Annotated in this window: 13 protein-coding genes and 1 tRNA gene; 7 read left to right on the top strand and 7 right to left on the bottom strand. The window is 66.3% G+C overall.

The genetic code is table 11. The features are described from left to right. Nucleotides 1-7 precede the first annotated feature (7 nt). The gene (ccmI, locus tag G566_RS0110645) at nt 8-1261 is read left to right on the top strand and encodes a c-type cytochrome biogenesis protein CcmI (protein WP_051136035.1); all 1254 of its coding nucleotides are present in this window, start codon (nt 8-10) and stop codon (nt 1259-1261) included. Here the strand turns inward: ccmI and G566_RS14200 are convergent. After that, a complete protein-coding gene (locus G566_RS14200; RefSeq protein ID WP_084706857.1) occupies nt 1258-1656 on the bottom strand; it encodes a substrate-binding domain-containing protein in 399 nt (132 codons plus the stop codon). The genes ccmI and G566_RS14200 overlap by 4 nt on opposite strands. A 146-nt stretch (nt 1657-1802) precedes the next feature. On the opposite strand from G566_RS14200, the gene G566_RS14195 reads away from it, so the two are divergent. Genes G566_RS14195 through G566_RS0110615 form a run of 5 tightly spaced genes read left to right on the top strand, consistent with a single transcriptional unit; the run spans nt 1803 to nt 7123 of the window. Further along, entirely contained in the window at nt 1803-2876 is a 1074-nt protein-coding gene (locus G566_RS14195; protein ID WP_022680653.1) for an AI-2E family transporter, read from the top strand. 46 nt (nt 2877-2922) lie between these two features. Continuing rightward, nucleotides 2923-4062 carry an SGNH/GDSL hydrolase family protein gene (locus G566_RS14190; RefSeq protein ID WP_022680652.1) on the top strand — a complete coding sequence of 380 codons (1140 nt, stop codon included), beginning with the start codon at nt 2923-2925 and terminating at the stop codon, nt 4060-4062. Then, a complete protein-coding gene (locus G566_RS0110625) occupies nt 4062-5384 on the top strand; it encodes a GDSL-type esterase/lipase family protein (RefSeq protein ID WP_022680651.1) in 1323 nt (440 codons plus the stop codon). The genes G566_RS14190 and G566_RS0110625 overlap by 1 nt, the downstream gene beginning before the upstream one ends. Beyond that, complete coding sequence (locus tag G566_RS0110620) at nt 5384-6796, top strand: MBOAT family O-acyltransferase (protein ID WP_022680650.1); 1413 nt, start codon at nt 5384-5386, stop codon at nt 6794-6796. The genes G566_RS0110625 and G566_RS0110620 overlap by 1 nt, the downstream gene beginning before the upstream one ends. A gap of 9 nt (nt 6797-6805) precedes the next feature. After that, nucleotides 6806-7123, top strand: a complete 318-nt coding sequence (locus G566_RS0110615) for a hypothetical protein (RefSeq protein WP_022680649.1) — start codon at nt 6806-6808, stop codon at nt 7121-7123. Here G566_RS0110615 and G566_RS14185 read toward each other — a convergent pair. The 6 genes from G566_RS14185 to G566_RS0110580 all read right to left on the bottom strand — a co-directional run bounded on the left by G566_RS14185 (nt 7114) and on the right by G566_RS0110580 (nt 16845). After that, entirely contained in the window at nt 7114-7626 is a 513-nt protein-coding gene (locus G566_RS14185) for a cell wall hydrolase (RefSeq protein WP_169522851.1), read from the bottom strand. The two genes, G566_RS0110615 and G566_RS14185, sit on opposite strands and share 10 nt — an antisense overlap. A gap of 270 nt (nt 7627-7896) precedes the next feature. Further along, nucleotides 7897-9393: an Asp-tRNA(Asn)/Glu-tRNA(Gln) amidotransferase subunit GatB gene (gene gatB / locus G566_RS0110605; RefSeq protein ID WP_022680647.1), complete on the bottom strand. Its 1497-nt coding sequence runs from the start codon at nt 9391-9393 to the stop codon at nt 7897-7899. A gap of 152 nt (nt 9394-9545) precedes the next feature. Continuing rightward, nucleotides 9546-11000, bottom strand: coding sequence for an Asp-tRNA(Asn)/Glu-tRNA(Gln) amidotransferase subunit GatA (gene gatA / locus G566_RS0110595; protein ID WP_022680645.1), 1455 nt, complete (start codon nt 10998-11000; stop codon nt 9546-9548). After that, nucleotides 10997-11284 (bottom strand): Asp-tRNA(Asn)/Glu-tRNA(Gln) amidotransferase subunit GatC, encoded by a 288-nt coding sequence (gene gatC, locus G566_RS0110590; RefSeq protein WP_022680644.1) that lies wholly within the window; start codon nt 11282-11284, stop codon nt 10997-10999. Before gatC ends, gatA begins: the two co-directional genes overlap by 4 nt. Before the next feature lie 63 nt (nt 11285-11347). Continuing rightward, nucleotides 11348-16102, bottom strand: a complete 4755-nt coding sequence (locus G566_RS0110585; RefSeq protein WP_051136033.1) for an NAD-glutamate dehydrogenase — start codon at nt 16100-16102, stop codon at nt 11348-11350. Nucleotides 16103-16176: 74 nt separating this feature from the next. Beyond that, nucleotides 16177-16845 carry a hypothetical protein gene (locus G566_RS0110580; protein ID WP_022680642.1) on the bottom strand — a complete coding sequence of 223 codons (669 nt, stop codon included), beginning with the start codon at nt 16843-16845 and terminating at the stop codon, nt 16177-16179. 135 nt (nt 16846-16980) lie between these two features. Here G566_RS0110580 and G566_RS0110575 point away from each other — a divergent pair. Next, nucleotides 16981-17056: transfer RNA gene (locus tag G566_RS0110575), tRNA-Thr, on the top strand. Nucleotides 17057-17401: the final 345 nt, after the last annotated feature.

Raw genomic sequence — 17401 nt, 5'->3', positions numbered from 1 at the left:
GACCAACATGACACTCTGGATTATCCTCACTGCGCTCACGGCCCTGGCCGCGGCCTGGCTCACCATTCCGCTGGTGCGCCGCCACGAAGCAAGGGTTGACGCCCGTGCCGCCACCATCGCCGTGCTGAAGGATCAGTTGGCCGATGTCGATGTGCAACTGGCCACTGGCAGCATCCAGCCCGGCGAAGCCGAAGGGCTGCGCAACGAGATTCGCCGTCGCCTGCTGGCCGCCGGCCATATCCCGGCCGAACTTGATCGCACCATGGGCCAGAAGGCGCTTTCCGGCCTGGCGCTGGGCCTGGCGGCCATGGTCGCCGTGGCCGGCGCCGCGCTTTATGTCAGCATGGGCCAGCCCGAACTGGCGGGTGCTGCTGCTCCGGCTGGCGCGCCCGCAGCCGCTCCGGCTGCTGGCCCGGTGCCCGATGCCGCCGCGCAGGGCGAGGTGAACCAGCTGGTCACCGGCCTTGAACAGAAGATGCAGGCCAACCCCAACGATCCGGAAGGCTGGCGCATGCTGGGCTGGAGCTATTTCCAGACCGCTCGTTACAGCGATGCTGCCAAGGCCTATGCCCGTGCGATCGCGTTGAAGCCCGATGGCGAAGGCTATCAATCAGCCTATGGCGAGGCGTTGGTGCAGGAAGCCGGCGGCCAGATCACGCCCGCCGCTGCCGCTGCCTTCGAAAAGGCCGCGGCGCAGGATGGTGCTGATGCGCGCGCCCGCTATTTCCTCGCCGTGCGCAAGGCCGAACAAGGTGACCGGAAGGGGGCCATCGAGGACATGTTGCGCCTGGTCGCCGATTCGCCCGCGGATGCGCCCTGGCTGCCGCAGTTGCGTTCCGTGGTTCAGCAGACGGCGCAGGCCGCCGGCATCGACATTGCCGCGCGGTTGGCCGCCACCAAGCCGGTGGGCAACGCCGCCGTGCCCGGCCTGCCTCCGCCCGTGGCCGCCGCAGCCGCCGCCAATGCCGCAGCGCCGGCGGGCGTGATGCCCAGCCCAAGCCGCGAACAGGTGCAGGCCGCGCAAGCGATGAAGCCGTCGGATCGCCAGGCGATGATCCGTTCAATGGTTGATGGCCTTGCCGAAAAGCTGAAGGCCAACCCGAAGGATGAAGCCGGCTGGCTGCGCCTGATGCGCGCCCGGCAGGTGCTGGGTGATGTGCCGGCGGCAAAGACGGCGCGCGATCAGGCACTGGCGGCCTTTGCCGGGGATGCCGGTGCGCAGGGGCGCATCAGGGCGGCTGCGGCGGAAATGGGGCTCTAACCCTCTAGCAATTCCCTCAGCAGCGGATTGGGGAATCGCCGGCGCTGGGTGATGGCGTGAAACTCCTCGGTCAGGCCGGGGATGGTGAACACCTCCACCAGCGTGCCGGCGGCGAGTTCGTCCTTCACCACGATCGGCGGCACCAGGGTGAGCGCGTCAGAGGAGCGGGCGAGCAGGCGCAGCATCGCCATGTCGTCCACTTCGGCCAGGATAATCGGCTGGATGCCGGCCTGATCCAGCAGCTGATCGAACCCGGTGCGGATATCGAGGCCTTTCGCTGGCAACAACACCGGCAGGTTGGTGAGATCCTGCGGAAAGCGCAGCGGGCGGTGCAGCAGGCCCGGCGGGCCGACGAGGCCGAGGCGCTCCCGAGCGACAACCCGTTCCGCGTCAATTCACTTACCCAATCGGATTGGCGTGTGTTGGGTTGGCTGCCGACGAGGTGCTTTCCGACCCTGACCATCCGAAACCGGACCGTCTCGTCCCGGCCCGCCGGAGGCCCTCTTTCTTTCCGCCGCTCACGCGGCCATGATGGCATGGCATGACAACGCCCCCCGCCACTGAACCCCATCACATCCCCGGCCATGGCCCCAGCCCGGATGACAGCGGCCGCTGGTTCCGGCGCACGTTGGCGGTGATGGCCGGCATCGGGCTGGCGTTGGCGGCCTGGCATTTGCAGCAATTGTTGCTGGTGTTGTTTGCCAGCGCGCTGGTGGGGTTGATGCTCAGCGATTTTGCCGCGCTGTTGCAGCGCCGGCTGCGGCTGCCGTTCGCGCTGGCGATTGCGGCGGCGATCTTGATCCCGCTCGCCGCGTTGGCCACCATTTTCGGGTTGTTCGGCACCATGATGGTGGAACAGTTCATCCATCTTTCGGAACGCTTCCCGGCGGCGCTGGCGCAAGTGGAAAGCTGGGTGCGCAGTTATGCCATTGGTGATGATCTCATTTCCCAGCTGACCAATTATGCGCCCAAGATGGAACAGGTGGTGGGCATCGTGCAGGCGACGCTGGCCAATATCGGATCAGCGATCACCGGCTTTGCGGTCGTGCTGGTCGCGGCGCTGTATCTGGCGGCGCAACCGCGGCTGCATATCGATGGCTTGATCGCCCTGCTGCCATCGGAATCGCGGGTGCGTGCCAGTGAAACCGTGGCGGCGGTGCGGGCTTCGCTCACGGCCTGGCTGAAGGTGCAGGCCATTGGCATGGCGTTTGTGGCGGTGGGCACCTCGCTGGGCCTGTGGCTGGTGGGCCTGCCGTCGCCGCTGGCGATCGGGCTGGTGGCCGGGTTGTGCGAATTCGTGCCCTATCTGGGTGTCATTCTGGTGGCGGTGCCCACGGTGATCCTGGGTTTTGGCCAGGGGGCGGATACCGGCATCTTCACCATCATCGCGCTGGTGGTGGTGCAGCAGTTGCAGGGCAATGTGGTGATGCCGATCGCGCAAAGCACCTTTGGCGATCTGCCGCCGGTGCTCACCATCTTCAGCCTGATTGCGGCCGGCACGCTGATGGGCCCGTTGGGCGTGGTGCTGGCGGTGCCGCTCACGGTGGTGGGCATGGCGCTGTTGAAGGTGCGGTTGGCGCGTCTTGGTCGCTCTTCGCCGCTCACCGGCGGCTGACCCTCTTGCCACTCCGCGCCGGCCGTGGTGAAGACCGGCGCACATCATGTCCGATCCTACCGCTCCCAATCCGGCTCTCCTGCTGATCGATCGCACCGCCGTGCTGTTTTGCGGCGTGGCGGCCGGCGTTGCCATTGGCCTGGCCTTTGCGCCGCAACTGAGCGCCTGGATAGCAGAAGGGCCGCCGGTAACGGTGGCGGCCGCCGCTCCGGCGCAGGCGGTGGACGTCGATGGTCTGCCGCAAGCCGTGGCGGCAGCGGCCGACGTGCCGGCTGGCCTGGCCCGCGCCGTTGCTGAAAAGCGCGCGTTCCGCATCGGCGTGTTTGGCGACAGTTTCGGTGATGGCCTGTGGGCGGCGCTCTATAACCAGTTGCCGCGCCGCGAAGCCTTTCAGGTGCTGCGCCATTCCGAACAGGCCACCGGCTTCACCCGTTACGCCCAGAACAATCTGGAAGATCGGCTGGCCGGCATCCTGGCCGAAGGGCCGGTGGATGTGGCGGTGATCAGTTTCGGCGCCAACGACACCCAAGGCATTTATGTGAATGGCAAGGTGGCACCCCTGTTGTCGGCGCGCTGGAAGGCGGAAATCGCGACGCGCATCACCCGTTATGTGAAGGCGCTGCAGGCCCAGGGCGCCAGCGTGGTATGGGTGGGCCTGCCGGTGATGCGCGATCCGAAATATGATGCCCAGGTGCAGGGGCTGAATGCGTTTTACGCGGCGCTGATGGCCGATCTGGGTGTGCCGTTCATCGATACCCGCGCCGCCGCCGTTGATGGCGAGGGCCGCTATGCCTCGCACCTGCCGGGCAAGGATGGCGTGCCGTGGCTCGTGCGTGCCGGCGATGGCATTCACATGAGCATGAAGGGCTATCGCCTGCTGACCGATTCACTGGCCACGCGCCTGCGCGCCTGGGGGCAGACCGCCCGCGCCGGCAAGCCGGTAACGGCAGATCTGGTGCCGCCGCCGGCCGCAAATGTGCCCGTGACGGCGCCTGAACCCGCGCCGGACACCGCCGGCAGCGAACCGCGAGCCGATGTCAGCACGCCGCCAGCGCCCAGCCCGGCGCCGGACACCGCCGCGCCTGTTCCGGACACCGATTCAGCGCCGATGCAACTGCTGCCGCCGCAACCCGCGGCGCCGCCAGAGCAGACGCCGCCGCCGCCAGCCGAACCGCCCCGGCCCTGATGCCGGCGTTGCTTGCATCGCTGGCGCTTGCCGCTGCGCCGTGCCTGGCGGCGCTGTGCGGGGCCGAGCATCTGGCGGGCGTGCCGCTCAGCGCGGCACAGATGCCCACGGATCGCCCCGTGCATATCGTGCAGATCGGCGATTCGCACACGGCGGGCGATGCCATCACCGGCGCCCTGCGCGACGCATTGCAGGCGCGGCTGGGCAATGGCGGGCGCGGCCTGATGCCGGCCGGGCGCCCGCATGCCGGGGTGCGCCTGCGCGGGGTGAGCGTCTCCACGTCCGGGCCGTGGAGCGTACGCGGCCTGTTCGGCAGCGGGGCTGCAGAACCCTGGCCGCCGCGCGGTATCACGGGTTATACGGTCAGCAGCAGCGCGCCGGGGTCGGCGCTGGCGCTCACCGCCGACGCCAGTTTTACCGCCTTTGGCCTGTGTGTGATGGCCAGCCCTGATGGCCCGCGCCTCAATCTCACCCTTGGCACCGACACACAGGAACTGGCCTTTGCTGGCGAAGGCCCGCAGTGCCGCCGCATCGTGCCGGGCGCCGCCACCGACAGCGCGCGGCTGGAACTGGTCGCTGGCGAGGCGATCATCACCGGCTGGTGGCTGGAACGGCCAAGCGGTGTCGTCGTCTCCAATCTGGGAGTGCCGGGATCGCAGCTGCAATTCCTTGGGCGCGCCGATGAGGCGACCATCGCCGCGCAGTTTCAGGCGCTGCCGGCCGATCTGGTGATCCTGGCCTTTGGCACCAACGAAGGCTTTGCGCCCTTTTTCGACTCCACGCGCTTGGAAAGCCAGATTCGCGAACAGGTGGCGCGCATCCGCCGGCTGGCTGGGCCGGTGCCGATCCTGCTGCTTGGTCCGCCCGATGCCGCCAGCCGCAACCGTGAATTGAGGGACAATGTGGTGGGCGGCGCGCCCGGCGGTGCTACTGATTGCAACAGTGCCATTCAGGCTACCCCCGATCGCCTGCCGGTGGACGGTATCGACATCCCGTTGTGGAATGATGAAGGCGGTACGCTGGCGCCCGATCCGGTGACGCTGTCCGGCCCGATGCCGCGTGCCGTGCGGCGCGGGCTGCCGCTGTTCAACCCGCCGGCGCTGGCCGCGGCCAGCGCCGTGCAGCGCCGGGTGGCGGCCGATCTGGGCATCGCCTTCTGGGATTGGCGGGCACGGCAGGGCGGGGCCTGTTCGGCGGTGCGCTGGATGCAGGCCGGGCTGATGGGCCCGGATTTCATCCATTATTCCGCGGCGGGCGGCGTGGAAGTGGCCCGGCTGTTGTTGGCCGATCTGGATGCGGCACGGGTGGGCGGGCTGCACTGATGCTGTTCCCCACGCTGGATTTTGGCTTGTTCTTCCTGCCTGTGCTGCTGCTCGTCTGGACGGTGGGGCTGGCGTCGAACGAATGGCGCAAGATCATCCTGCTGCTGGCCAGCTGGGTGTTCTATGGCTTCTGGGATTGGCGCTTCGTGGCGCTGCTGATCGCGTCGGCGGCGATCAACTGGGGCTGTGCGCAGGCCATTCAGCGCCGGCTGGATGATGGCCGCAGCGCTCAGCCCTGGCTGGGCATCGGCGTGGCGGCCAATCTCGCCATATTGGGGTTCTTCAAATATTTCGGCTTCTTCCTTGAACAGTTGGCCCCCATCCTTGCCCGCGCCGGCTGGGGCCGCGATCTGCCGGTGCTGGAAATCATCCTGCCGGTTGGCATCAGCTTCTTCACCTTCCAGGGCATGAGCTACCTGATCGATATCGCCCGCCGCCAGACAGCCCCGGCCAGCTTCCTCGACATCACGCTGCTGATGAGCTTTTTCCCCCACCTCGTGGCCGGGCCGATCGTGCGCGCCAGCCATCTGGTGCCGCAATTCAAGGCGGTGCCAAGGCTGACACGCGGCATGGTGGCGACTGCGCTGATGCTGATCTGCTGGGGGCTGTTCAAGAAGACGGTTGTGGCCAGCGAGCTCGCCACGGGCCTGGTGGACAAGACCTTCTTCGATCCTTCGGCGCAAACCGGCCTTGATCTCGCGCTGGGTGCCTATGGCTATGCCGTTCAGATCTACTGCGATTTTTCGGCCTATTCCGATATGGCGGTGGGGCTGGCGGCGCTGCTCGGCTATCGCTTCCCGCGCAATTTCGATCAGCCATACAGGGCCACCTCGCTGCAGGATTTCTGGCGGCGCTGGCATATCTCGCTGTCGAGCTGGCTGCGCGACTATCTCTACATCAGCCTGGGTGGCAACCGTGGCGGCGTTTGGTTCATCTGCCGCAACCTGATGATCACCATGCTGCTGGGCGGTTTCTGGCACGGTGCCAAATGGACCTTCCTGATCTGGGGCGCGCTGCACGGCGGCGTGCTGGCGATCGAGCGGCTGTGGCGCGAATGGCGGCCGGAAGGCTTTCCCGCGCTGCCCAAGCCCATCGCCATCCTGATCATCTTCCACATCGTGGTGGCGGGCTGGATCTTCTTCCGCGCCGACACGCTGGAAGGCGCGCTGGCTTATTTCAGCCAGCTTTGGGCCTTCCGCCCTGGCCTGACGTTGGCCAGCCCGCTGCTGTGCGGCCTGATTGCGTTCGGCCTGGCCATTCATTTCACGCCGCCCACCCTGCTGCCTGCACTGGGCCGGCGCGTGGCGGCATGGCCGGCGCCGGTGCTGGGGCTGGCCGTCGGACTGGCGATCTTGCTCACCGACGCGATGCGATTCGAAGGCGTCGCCGCCTTCATTTATTATCAGTTCTGAAAGGTGAGCATGGCCGACCAGTTTGACTCACCGGTGGATGTCGAGGCGGATGATCAGGGCTTGTCCGGCCTCGCGCAGATGGCGGTGGCCGTGGGCATCGCTGTCTTCATGCTGGCCATGCTCAACGCCCACGCGCTTGGTGCCTGGGCCGACGGGCTAGAACCGGACGCCCGCACGGCGCGCATCAGTGCTGTCGCCCACGGCCTCGCAGATCAGGCAGCCACGCACGGACTTGATGGACCGCGTGCGGCGCTGAAACAGCAGTGGGATCGGGTGAAAGCCGCGCGCTGGCCCGATCAGGCCAGCGGCAATCAGGATCAGCGATAGAAATCGTGATCGTCGAGCCGCGCCACCTTGGTGCGGCTGCGGAAAAAGCCGTTGGGCCTGGCCCAGTTGGCGTGGAAATAAAGCGCGCCCCTCGATATGTCGCGGGCTTCGCCGGCCAGCACGTCGCGGGCCACGTCCACCGCTTCGGCCCAGCCGTCACTCTTGCGATCAGGGTGATAGCGATCAATGCGGAAGAATTGGCCGGGCTGCTTGGCCACGGCGCAGACATTGTCGCCAAAGCCCTTCTTCACCCGGTTCAACAGCACATGGGCGACGGCGATCTTGCCTTCGCGCGGCTGGTTGCCAGCCTCGTGGTGGACAACCTTGGCCACGCAATTGACGTGGCGCTCATTCAATTTGGGCTGTTCCGGTTCAGCGGCCACCAGCGCCGTCTGGTCGGGGGCAACAGGATGAGCAGCAGCCTGTGATTCCGGAGTCTGGGCTGCGACATGGCCCAAGGCTAGGCCCGAAGCCAGCAACACGGCTGCGGCAGCAGCCTGCATCTGAAGACGCGGAGTGAATTTCACATTCATTGCCGAATATGCGCCCCTGCGGCAGTTGGCAGCGAAAAACACAAGCCACCAACGCGACAGACACGACCTGCAGGATGTGCCGCCAACGCCAGCGCAATCCTGCCTTCTTGAGGCCGGCGGATACGGCGGCTGTTCACCTTTCGTCAAGCAATCAGCGACGAACTGCGCCCTTGCGGCGACCAGTTGAACCGTTGGGCCGGATTGGGCCTCGGTGCTGCACCGTACGTCGCCGCCCTCGAATCAGACTTCCAGCAGCGCCTTCAACCGATCGTTGACCACGCCCGGTGCCGCCTTGCCGGCCATGGCGCGCATGACCTGACCGACGAAGAAGCCGAACAATTTGTCCTTGCCGCTGCGATATTCGGCAACCTTGTTGGGGTTGGCGTCCATCACGGTCTGGATGGCGGCATCGATGGCGCCGGTGTCGGAAACCTGCTTCAGCCCGCGCTGCTCAACGATGCTGGCAGCGCCTTCGCCGGTTTCCAGCATGGCTTCGAACACCTGCTTCACCAGCGGGCCCGACAAGGTGCCATCGGCGGCCAGCGCCAGCAGTTCGGCCAGCGCATCCGGGGACACCGGACTGTCGCCGATTTCCTTGCCCAACTTCTTTAGCGCGCCGAACAGATCGCTCGAAATGAAATTGGCAACACGCAGCGCCACCTCTGTGACCGGCTGGCCGACTTTCGCAGCCGTGGCGGCTAGCGCGGTTTCGAACCAGTCCGCCGTTTCCTTCTCGGCCGACAGCACGGCAGCCAGATACGGCGACAGGCCCAGCGTGGATTCATAACGGGCGCGCTTGGCGGCCGGCAGTTCCGGCAGGCTCCCGCGGCACTGCGCGATGAATGCATCATCGAACACCAGCGGCAACAGATCGGGATCGGGGAAATAGCGATAATCATGCGCGTCTTCCTTGCCGCGCATCGCTCGGGTGGTGCTGCTGCCGGGATCGAACAGGCGGGTTTCCTGTATTACCGTGCCGCCGCTTTCAATCAGATCAACCTGGCGACGGGCTTCATGTTCCACCGCCTGCATGATGAAGCGCACGCTGTTCACGTTCTTGGTTTCGGTGCGGGTGCCAAAGGGCTGGCCGGCCTTGCGCACCGATACGTTCACATCGGCCCGCATGGAGCCTTCGTCCATATTGCCATCGCAACTGCCGACATAGCGCAGCAACTGGCGCAAGCCGGCCACATAGGCGCCGGCTTCGGCTGGCGAGCGAATATCGGGCCGCGACACGATCTCCATCAGCGCGCACCCGCAGCGGTTGAGATCAACATAGGACATCGACGGATGCAGATCATGGACCGATTTGCCGGCGTCCTGCTCCAGATGAATGCGCTCGATACCGATGCGCTTCTTAGTGCCATCGTCCAGTTCGATGTCCAGATGGCCTTCGCCCACGATCGGGTGATAGAGCTGGCTGATCTGGTAACCCTGCGGCAGATCGGGGTAGAAATAATTCTTGCGATCAAAGCGCGACCATTTGTTGATCTGTGCATCGATGGCGAGGCCCGTCCGCACCGCCTGGCGCACGCATTCGCCGTTGATTACCGGCAGCATGCCCGGCATCGCGGCATCGACCAGGCTCACCTGCGCATTGGGTTCGGCACCAAATTCGGTGCTGGCGCCTGAAAACAGTTTGGCTTTGGCCGTCACCTGAGCATGAACTTCGAGGCCAACCACGATTTCCCAATCGCCGGTGGCGCCCTTAACGATGTAGTTTGGGGCTTCAGACATGTCTGTCGCTATGGCCAGCGTCGTCTGGCTTTGCAAGCCCGCAGCTTGGCGTATCAGTGGCGACGCCCACCAAGCCGAAACGCAGGAACTGCGCCAGCCCTGCGCGCGTTGCCAGTTTTTCTTTGGGAGCGACTGCTTTCATCAGGCCGCGATCACGGGCGGGTGCTGAAGCCCGCCGCCCGTTCGATGGCAAGTCCGGCATCGAGCACGCCCATCTCGTCAAGCGGGCGACCGATGATCTGCAGGCCCAGCGGCAGCCCGGAGGCGGACAGCCCCGCCGGCACGCTCATCGCCGGCAGGCCGGCAAGGCTGGCCGGTACGGTGAAGACATCGTTCAGATACATGGCCAGCGGATCGGCCTTGGCACCAAACGCGAACGCCGGGCTGGGCGCCGTTGGCGTGAGCAGCACGTCACACTTTTCAAAGGCTGCTTCAAAATCGCGCGCTATCAGGGCCCGCACCTTTTGCGCCTGAGTGTAATAGGCGTCGTAAAAGCCGGCCGACAGCACATAGGTGCCGATCATGATGCGGCGCTTCACTTCCTTGCCGAAGCCGGCGGCGCGGGTGGCGGCATACATGTCGTGCACGTTGCCGCCCGCAGGCGTGACGCGGTTGCCGTAACGCACGCCGTCATAGCGGGCGAGGTTGGACGAGGCTTCGGCCGGGGCGACGATATAATAAGTGGGCAGGGCGTATTTCGTGTGCGGCAGCGAGACCGAGACGATCTCGGCGCCCTCGGCTTTCAGCAAGGCAATACCCTGATCCCAAAGCGCGGCGATTTCGGGATCCATGCCGTCGAGCCGATATTCGGCCGGGATGCCGACGCGCTTGCCCTTCATGCCGCCCGTCAGGCCGGCAGCGTAATCCGGAACCGGGATATCGAGGCTGGTCGAATCCTTGGCATCGAACCCGCACATGGAGGTGAGCATGAGCGCACAGTCGGTGACGGTGCGTGCCATCGGCCCGGCCTGATCGAGCGAGGAGGCAAAGGCGATCGTGCCCCAACGCGAAGCCCGGCCATAGGTTGGTTTGATGCCGGCGATGCCGACGAAGGCGGCGGGCTGGCGGATCGAGCCGCCGGTATCGGTGCCGGTGGCGCCGGCACACAGCCGCGCCGAAACGGCTGCCGCCGAACCGCCGGACGAACCGCCTGGCACCAGTTCAGCGTCTGAGCCCTTGGCCTTCCACGGGCTGATGACGCGTCCAAAGGCGCTGGTCTCGTTCGACGAGCCCATGGCGAATTCATCCATATTGAGCTTGCCGAGGAACACGGCGCCATCGCGCAGCAGATTGGCCGTCACGCTCGATTCATAGCGCGGCACGAAACCCTTGAGGATGTTTGAGCCCGCCGTGGTCTGCACGCCTTCAACGGCAAACAGATCCTTGATGCCCAGCGGAATGCCGGCCAGTGGGCCGCTACGTGTGCCGTCGTCAACGGCCTTGGCCTGCGTCAGCGCCAGTTCCGGCGTTTCGACAATGAACGCGTTCAGATGCCGATTGGCTGCCATCGCATCGAGATGCGCCTGCGCCAGTTCAACCGCGCTGAACTGCCTGGCGTCCAGCCCCGCCTTCATCTCGGCCAGCGAAAGATCGGTCAGCGCGCTCATTCGATCACCTTGGGCACAGCAAAGAAGCCGCTGGCCGCATCGGGTGCGTTGGCCAGCACCTTGTCCTGGATGCCGCCGTCGGTCACCACGTCTTCGCGCCAGCGCATGTTACCGGGCATGACGCTGGCCATCGGTTCGACCCCCTTGGTATCGACCTCGCCCAACTGTTCCACCCAGCCAAGGATACCGTTGAGTTGCTCGACAAGGCCGGGCACCTCATCATCGGTGACGGCGATCCGCGCCAGGCGCGCGATCTTGCGTACGGTTTGGCTATCCACAGACATGTCGCTGCCGCTAGCAGGCGAGGCCGTTTGCAACAAGGGGGCGAACGCTTCCCCGACCGCTTGTCACGTCAAGGCCGCGCGCGCCTGCCCCGCAATATGCGCCAGCATCGCCGCGCTCACCATGCCGCTGTCGCGCGCCCGGGTGATGGAGGCCGCGATGCGCGCCACCCGCGCCGCATGGGCTTCCAGCCACAGCGCCAGCACCTGCACCGGGTTGCTGCCCTCCGGCACGATATGGCGCAGCAGATCAAGCCTGATCTGCTCGAAATCACGCACCAGTGCCGCCGTCAGTAGCCGTTCCCACGGATCGGCCGGGTTCAGCGCCGCCGCCGCGCCGCGCGCCCAATCCAGCCCGGCGGTTTCGCCCAGCATTGTATAGGCCCGGGCCGTGGCCGCCACATCAAGCCGGCGTTCGGCCGCCAGCAGCGCAACGCCCACCGCGCCATCAAGCGCTTCGACATGCACGATGCTGCGCGCCAGATCGGCCGGGGCGCCGGCGCTGGCCAGTTCAGCCGCCGAACGGTCGAGCTGGCCGCGCACTTCGGCCTTGACCAGTTGTTCGATGCTGTTGCCCAGCGCCTTCAGGCCCGGTGCGATCGCGGCAACCAGTGCGGAGGCGCTGCGGCCGCCGCCCAGCCGCACCAGATCGGCCATCTGGGCACGCAGCACGCCCTGCGCAGCGCGGTGCAGCGCATTGGCCGCCGTGGCCGGCACTGCCGCCGTATCGATCGCCTGCCACAGCCCGGCAAAGCCGAACAGCTGCCGCGCCGCCACAAAGGCGCGGGCGATATCGGCGATGCCGGCGCCCAGTTCTTCGGCCAGTTCGAAGGGCGCCGAAAGGCCGGCGCGGTTGATCAGTTCATTGGTCAGCTTGGTCGCCACCAGTTCGCGGCGCAGGCGGTGATGCAGGATCGCATCGCGGTGCGTGCCCTGCATGGCAGCCGGGAACGCGGCGATCAGATCAGCTTCCAGCAGCGGATCATCCACCACCGCGCTGGTCACCAGCACGTCATAGGCGGCCATCTTGGCATAGGCCATCACCACCGCGAGTTCCGGCCTGGTCAGGCCTTCGCCGGCCTGCGCACGCTGGCCCAGCACATCGTCACCGGGCAGGCCTTCAACCTTGCGGTCCAGTCCAACACGGCCTTCCAGAGTCTGGATCAGCCGCTGGAGCACCGGCACGGCGGCCGCACCGCCGGTTTCGGCCAGGCTGATGGCCTGGGTTTGCAGGCGATTGTCGCGCAGCACCAGTTCCGAAACGTCGTCGGTCATTACCTTGAGCAGCGCATCGCGATCCGGCCGCGACAGGCGGCCGGCGGCGACCTCGCCGTTCAGAGCGATCTTGATGTTGACTTCGTGGTCGGAGCAATCGACCCCGGCCGAATTGTCGATGAAATCGGTGTTGATGCGGCCGCCGGTGCGCGCGAATTCGATGCGCGCGGCCTGGGTGAGGCCCAAATTGGCACCTTCGCCGATCGCCTTTGCCTTCAACGCGTGTGCGTCCACCCGGATCGCATCATTGGCGCGGTCCCCGGCGTCGGCATTGCTTTCGGTCGACGCCTTCACATACGTTCCGATGCCGCCGAACCAGATCAGATCGACCTGCATCTTCAGGATGGCGCTGAGCAATTCGCCGGGCGCCATTGCGTCCACGCTCACGCCCAGCATGGCCTGCACCTGGGGCGAAAGCGGGATGGATTTCAGGCTTCGCGCAAACACGCCGCCGCCTTCCGAAATCAGCGCCTTGTCATAATCGTCCCAGCTCGATCGCGGCAGCGCGAACATGCGCTGGCGCTCTGCAAAGCCGGCCGGGATATTGGGCGTGGGATCAAGGAAGATGTGGCGATGGTCAAAGGCCGCCACCAGCGCCACGGCGGGCGACAGCAGCAGGCCGTTGCCGAACACATCGCCCGACATGTCGCCCACGCCGGCCACGCGGATGGTCTGGGTCTGCACGTCGGTACCCAGTTCGCGGAAATGCCGCTGCACCGAGATCCACGCACCCTTGGCGGTGATGGCCATCGCCTTGTGGTCATAGCCATTACCGCCACCCGACGCGAAGGCATCGCCCAGCCAGAAGCCTTGGCTCTCGGCAATGCCATTGGCGGTGTCGGAAAAGGTTGCGGTGCCCTTGTCGGCGGCGACCACCAGATACGGATCGGGCGCATCATGGCACACCACGCCGGCTGGCGGCAGGACGGTGCCGGCCACATCCAGATTGTCGGTGATCGACAGCAGCGCGCGGATATAGATGCGATAGGCCTCGGTGCCTTCCGCCAGCCACGCATCACGGTTCGATGCCGGCGGCAGCAGTTTGGGATAGAAACCGCCCTTGGCGCCGGTCGGCACGATCACCGTGTTCTTTACCTTCTGCGCCTTCACCAGGCCCAGCACTTCGGTGCGGAAGTCGTCGCGCCGGTCAGACCAGCGCAGGCCGCCACGCGCAATCGGGCCGCCGCGCAGGTGGATGCCCTCCACGCGCGGAGAGAACACCCAGATCTCGCGATAGGGGATTGGGTGGGGCAATCCGGGCATGGCGGCGGAATCGATCTTGAAGGCCATCGCCTCCGGCCCGCCGGGCACGAAGAAATTGGTCCGCAGCGTGGCAAGCATGGCCGCGCGATAGAGCCGGATGATGCGATCATCATCGATGCTGGACACTTCGGCCAGGCCGGCATCGATGCGGGCCAGCACCTCTTCCTGCGCCATGGCGCGGTTCGCGACATTCAACGCAAAGCGCGCCGTGAACAGCCCCACCAGATCGCGCGTGATATCGGGATAGCGTTTCAGCGCATCCACCGCCGTCATCACGCCGTAGGTGACCCCGGTTTGCCGCAGATAACGGAACCACGCCCGCAGCAGCGAGGCATCACGTGCCTCAAGGCCGCAGCCTGGGATCAGCGCGTTGAAGCCGTCGTTCTCCTGCGTGCCCAGGAGCACGGCGACCAGCGCCGGCTCCAGCCGCACCGCCAGCGACGACAGATCGGCAAGGATGGCCGGATCGGGCACTTCACAGATGAAATCGTTGATGCGGCCCAGCCGGCCATCGTCGAGATCGAACGGATATTCCTCGATCACCTTCAGGCCAAAATTCTCCAGCACCGGCACCGCTTCGGAAAGCGGAATGATCGGGCCGAGGCGATACAGTTTCAGGCGCACCTGGCCGGGTTTAGAGGCGGCCATGATACGCACAGCGCGGTCATTCTCGTCCTCCAGCGTGGCGAGCGCCATGATGTCGGCCGCGGCTTCGGCCGGCTGGTGCTGGGCGCGATAGCTGGCGGAAAAAGCCCGGCCGTGGCTGCGCGCCAGTCGCGCCGCGCGGGTCGGCGTCACCAGCTCAGCCAGGGCAGCTTCCAGATCTTCTTCCCAACCGCGCACCAACTGGCGCAGTCGGCGATCGAGCCCGGCGGCCTGATCGGCGGTGAAGCTCGCAGCCTCGGCCACATCCACCACATAGTGCACGCGCGCCAGGCCCTCTTCGCGCAGTTCCACCTCGTACCGCGCGATGCTGCCCTTCAATTCCTGTGCCAGCATCTGGCCGGCGGCTTCGCGCAGGCGGCTGGTGTAGAGATCGCGCGGCACATAAACGAGCGCGGAGACAAAGCGACCGAACGGATCGGCGCGGGCGAACAGCTTCGGCCGCGGCCGGTCGAGCAGCGAGAGCAGGCCCAGCGCCATCGCCTTCAGCTGATCGGGGCTGGCCTCGAACAATTCCATGCGCGGGAAGCTTTCCAGCACATGCACCAACGCCTTGGCCGAATGGCCGCCCTCGCCAAAGCCGAGCGCATCGATGATCTCGCCCACCTTGCGGCGCAGCAAGGGCACCTGGCGCGGCGAGGTGGAGAGTGCAGCGGACGTGTAGAGCCCCAGGAAGCGCGTTTCGGATACCACGCGGCCCTGGCGGTCGAAGCCCTTCACCGCAACCAGATCGCCGTTCACCCGGCGGTGTACGCTCACCACCGCACCGGCGCGCGTGATCAGCAGGGGTTCCGGACTGGCCAGCAGGGCCTTGAAGGCGCGCGGCGTATCGGCCGGGCCGCGCGTGCCGCTCCACACCGGGTAATCCGGATCGGCGAGCAGACCAAGACCAACATCGCTGGTCACCTCCATCGCCGGATCGTCCAGATCGCCTTCAAGGCGGTAATGGCGGGCGCCCAGCAGGGTGAAGTTGTCGGCCGCCAGCCATTCGAGGAAGGCCATGGCTTCTGCGGTGCGGTGCGGGGCCAGCGGCGGCGGATTGTCCGAAAGGGCGCGAATGCGTTCGCGCAGCAGGGCCAGCATCGCCTGCCAATCGGTCACCGCGGCGCGCACATCGGCCAGCACCTGGGCCAGGCTGGCCTCCAGCGCGGCGCGCGTCTTGTGGCCAACCTGCTCGATCTCCATGTAGATCATGGATTCGCGGGTGTGGCCGGGCAGGGGGGCGCCATTCTTGCCCAGTCCGATCACCTCCAGCAGCGTGCCGTCCGCATCACGGCGCACATCGATGATCGGGTGCAGCAGGCGGTGGATGTCCACCCCAGCGGCAGTGACGGCGGCAGCGGTGGAATCCACCAGGAACGGCCGATCTTCGCCGATGATGGCCAGGCGCAGGCGGCGGGCGCCATCCTCGGCCAGCGGATCGATGTGGATCACTGGCTGATCGGGCGCGCGCCGGGCGGCAGCACCGGCCATGAAGCCGGCCACGGCAGCACGTGCCGCCTCGTCCAGGCCTTCGATTTCGCCGGGCAAGGCGCGGGCAAACAGGCACCCCGCCAGCGCCTGTGCCAATGTAGTGTTTGCAGTGGCCGCAGCAGTGCCGGGCTTGGTCGTTTCAGACACTTCGATCGCTCCCGCGACATTTTTCCCGCAGCTTATGCGCCGCGCTGTCGCGAAAGAAAAGTGTGATTCGAAGCTCACTCTGTAATCTTTGTGCGATTGAACACATCAAGGGCCGCACCGGACCGGGGCCGCCGCGGGAAGGGATCGGCCACCGGCGGCAACCGCTGCACCTGGGCAAAGGCGCTGGCCAGTTCGGCGCGCAGGCGCTTCGCCGCGCTCTTCGACAACACTTCGCGCCAACTCAGCACGATCTGCACCAGCGCCGCCGGATCGCCGGCTTCGGGCAGCGGCAGCGCCAGGCCGCGCACCAGCATCTGTGCGCCCATCGGATCGTTCACGCTGGCTTCGAACGGGATCGGCATCGGTTGCAGCGCCACCAGTTCGCAGGCCGCCATCAGTTCTTCAGACAGGCCGGGATCGCGCAGCAGCGCTACCCCGGCGATGAGGCCAAAACGCGCCGAAACCGGGCCGCCCACGCTTTCGATGATGGCGCGGCCCGCCGGATCGCGCACCACGATGCTGTGATCGAAGAACGGTGCCAGCGCTGGTGCCATCCCATCGTCGTGCGCGCTCTGCCAGGCCGCCAGCGCCCGGTTTGTGAGACGCCGTTCCACCAAGACGCTGCGCGGCACCTGGTCTTCCCGCAGCGGCCCCGGCCGATCGAGGGCCGATCGATCAACGCCTGCATCATGCATGCCCAAGGCGCGGAGCGGGATGACGTAGCCGGGGTTTGCAGGGTTCATGCCCCGGATAACGGCCGGTTCGTCCCCGTATTGAGCCAGCCTGGCCCGCCGCCCCACTCAGGGCGTTCGCACTGCCGCCGCCTTGCCCCTTGCCAGTCCACCCGCTCGCTGATAAATCGCCCACCTTACCGAGATGCCGCTTTAGCTCAGCCGGTAGAGCACCGCATTCGTAATGCGGGGGTCAGGTGTTCGAGTCACCTAAGCGGCACCACCCAGCCCCGCAGCCCGGGATTGGCCGGGATTGTCCGGGATTGCGTGGGATAGCGCGCGCCTTTTCCGGCACTTGCGCTGGCCAGTTTTCGGCCCCCAGGACTAAAGACCTTTCTGGCAGGCCGCAGAACGGCCGCGGGGGCAGTATTCTCCACCCCCCGGTTTTGCTGGCCTCAGATGCGATGCGGATGCGATGCGCGATTGCGCGATGCAGCGGCGTTAGACGAACCCGAGCAGCTGCCGCTGGCCGTCCTGACCTGACCCCCTGATTTTCCTCCACGATCGATTAGAGTCCGGCCCTTGGAGAGGACGGACGATGAAGCGAACGAGGTTCACGGAAGAGCAG

Source organism: Sandarakinorhabdus limnophila DSM 17366 (assembly GCF_000420765.1).
GTDB classification, from domain to species: domain Bacteria; phylum Pseudomonadota; class Alphaproteobacteria; order Sphingomonadales; family Sphingomonadaceae; genus Sandarakinorhabdus; species Sandarakinorhabdus limnophila.
Note: the sequence above shows the minus strand (reverse complement) of the source record. Positions and strands in the feature narration are given on the sequence as shown.

Excerpts from the sequence above, each read along its gene's own strand:
- ccmI (WP_051136035.1), top strand. The coding sequence starts at position 8 with ATGACACTCTGGATTATCCTCACTGCGCTCACGGCCCTGGCCGCGGCC.
- G566_RS14195 (WP_022680653.1), top strand. The coding sequence starts at position 1,803 with ATGACAACGCCCCCCGCCACTGAACCCCATCACATCCCCGGCCATGGC.
- G566_RS14190 (WP_022680652.1), top strand. The coding sequence starts at position 2,923 with ATGTCCGATCCTACCGCTCCCAATCCGGCTCTCCTGCTGATCGATCGC.
- G566_RS0110625 (WP_022680651.1), top strand. The coding sequence starts at position 4,062 with ATGCCGGCGTTGCTTGCATCGCTGGCGCTTGCCGCTGCGCCGTGCCTG.
- G566_RS0110620 (WP_022680650.1), top strand. The coding sequence starts at position 5,384 with ATGCTGTTCCCCACGCTGGATTTTGGCTTGTTCTTCCTGCCTGTGCTG.
- G566_RS0110615 (WP_022680649.1), top strand. The coding sequence starts at position 6,806 with ATGGCCGACCAGTTTGACTCACCGGTGGATGTCGAGGCGGATGATCAG.
- G566_RS14185 (WP_169522851.1), bottom strand. The coding sequence starts at position 7,626 with ATGCAGGCTGCTGCCGCAGCCGTGTTGCTGGCTTCGGGCCTAGCCTTG.
- gatB (WP_022680647.1), bottom strand. The coding sequence starts at position 9,393 with ATGTCTGAAGCCCCAAACTACATCGTTAAGGGCGCCACCGGCGATTGG.
- gatA (WP_022680645.1), bottom strand. The coding sequence starts at position 11,000 with ATGAGCGCGCTGACCGATCTTTCGCTGGCCGAGATGAAGGCGGGGCTG.
- gatC (WP_022680644.1), bottom strand. The coding sequence starts at position 11,284 with ATGTCTGTGGATAGCCAAACCGTACGCAAGATCGCGCGCCTGGCGCGG.
- G566_RS0110580 (WP_022680642.1), bottom strand. The coding sequence starts at position 16,845 with ATGAACCCTGCAAACCCCGGCTACGTCATCCCGCTCCGCGCCTTGGGC.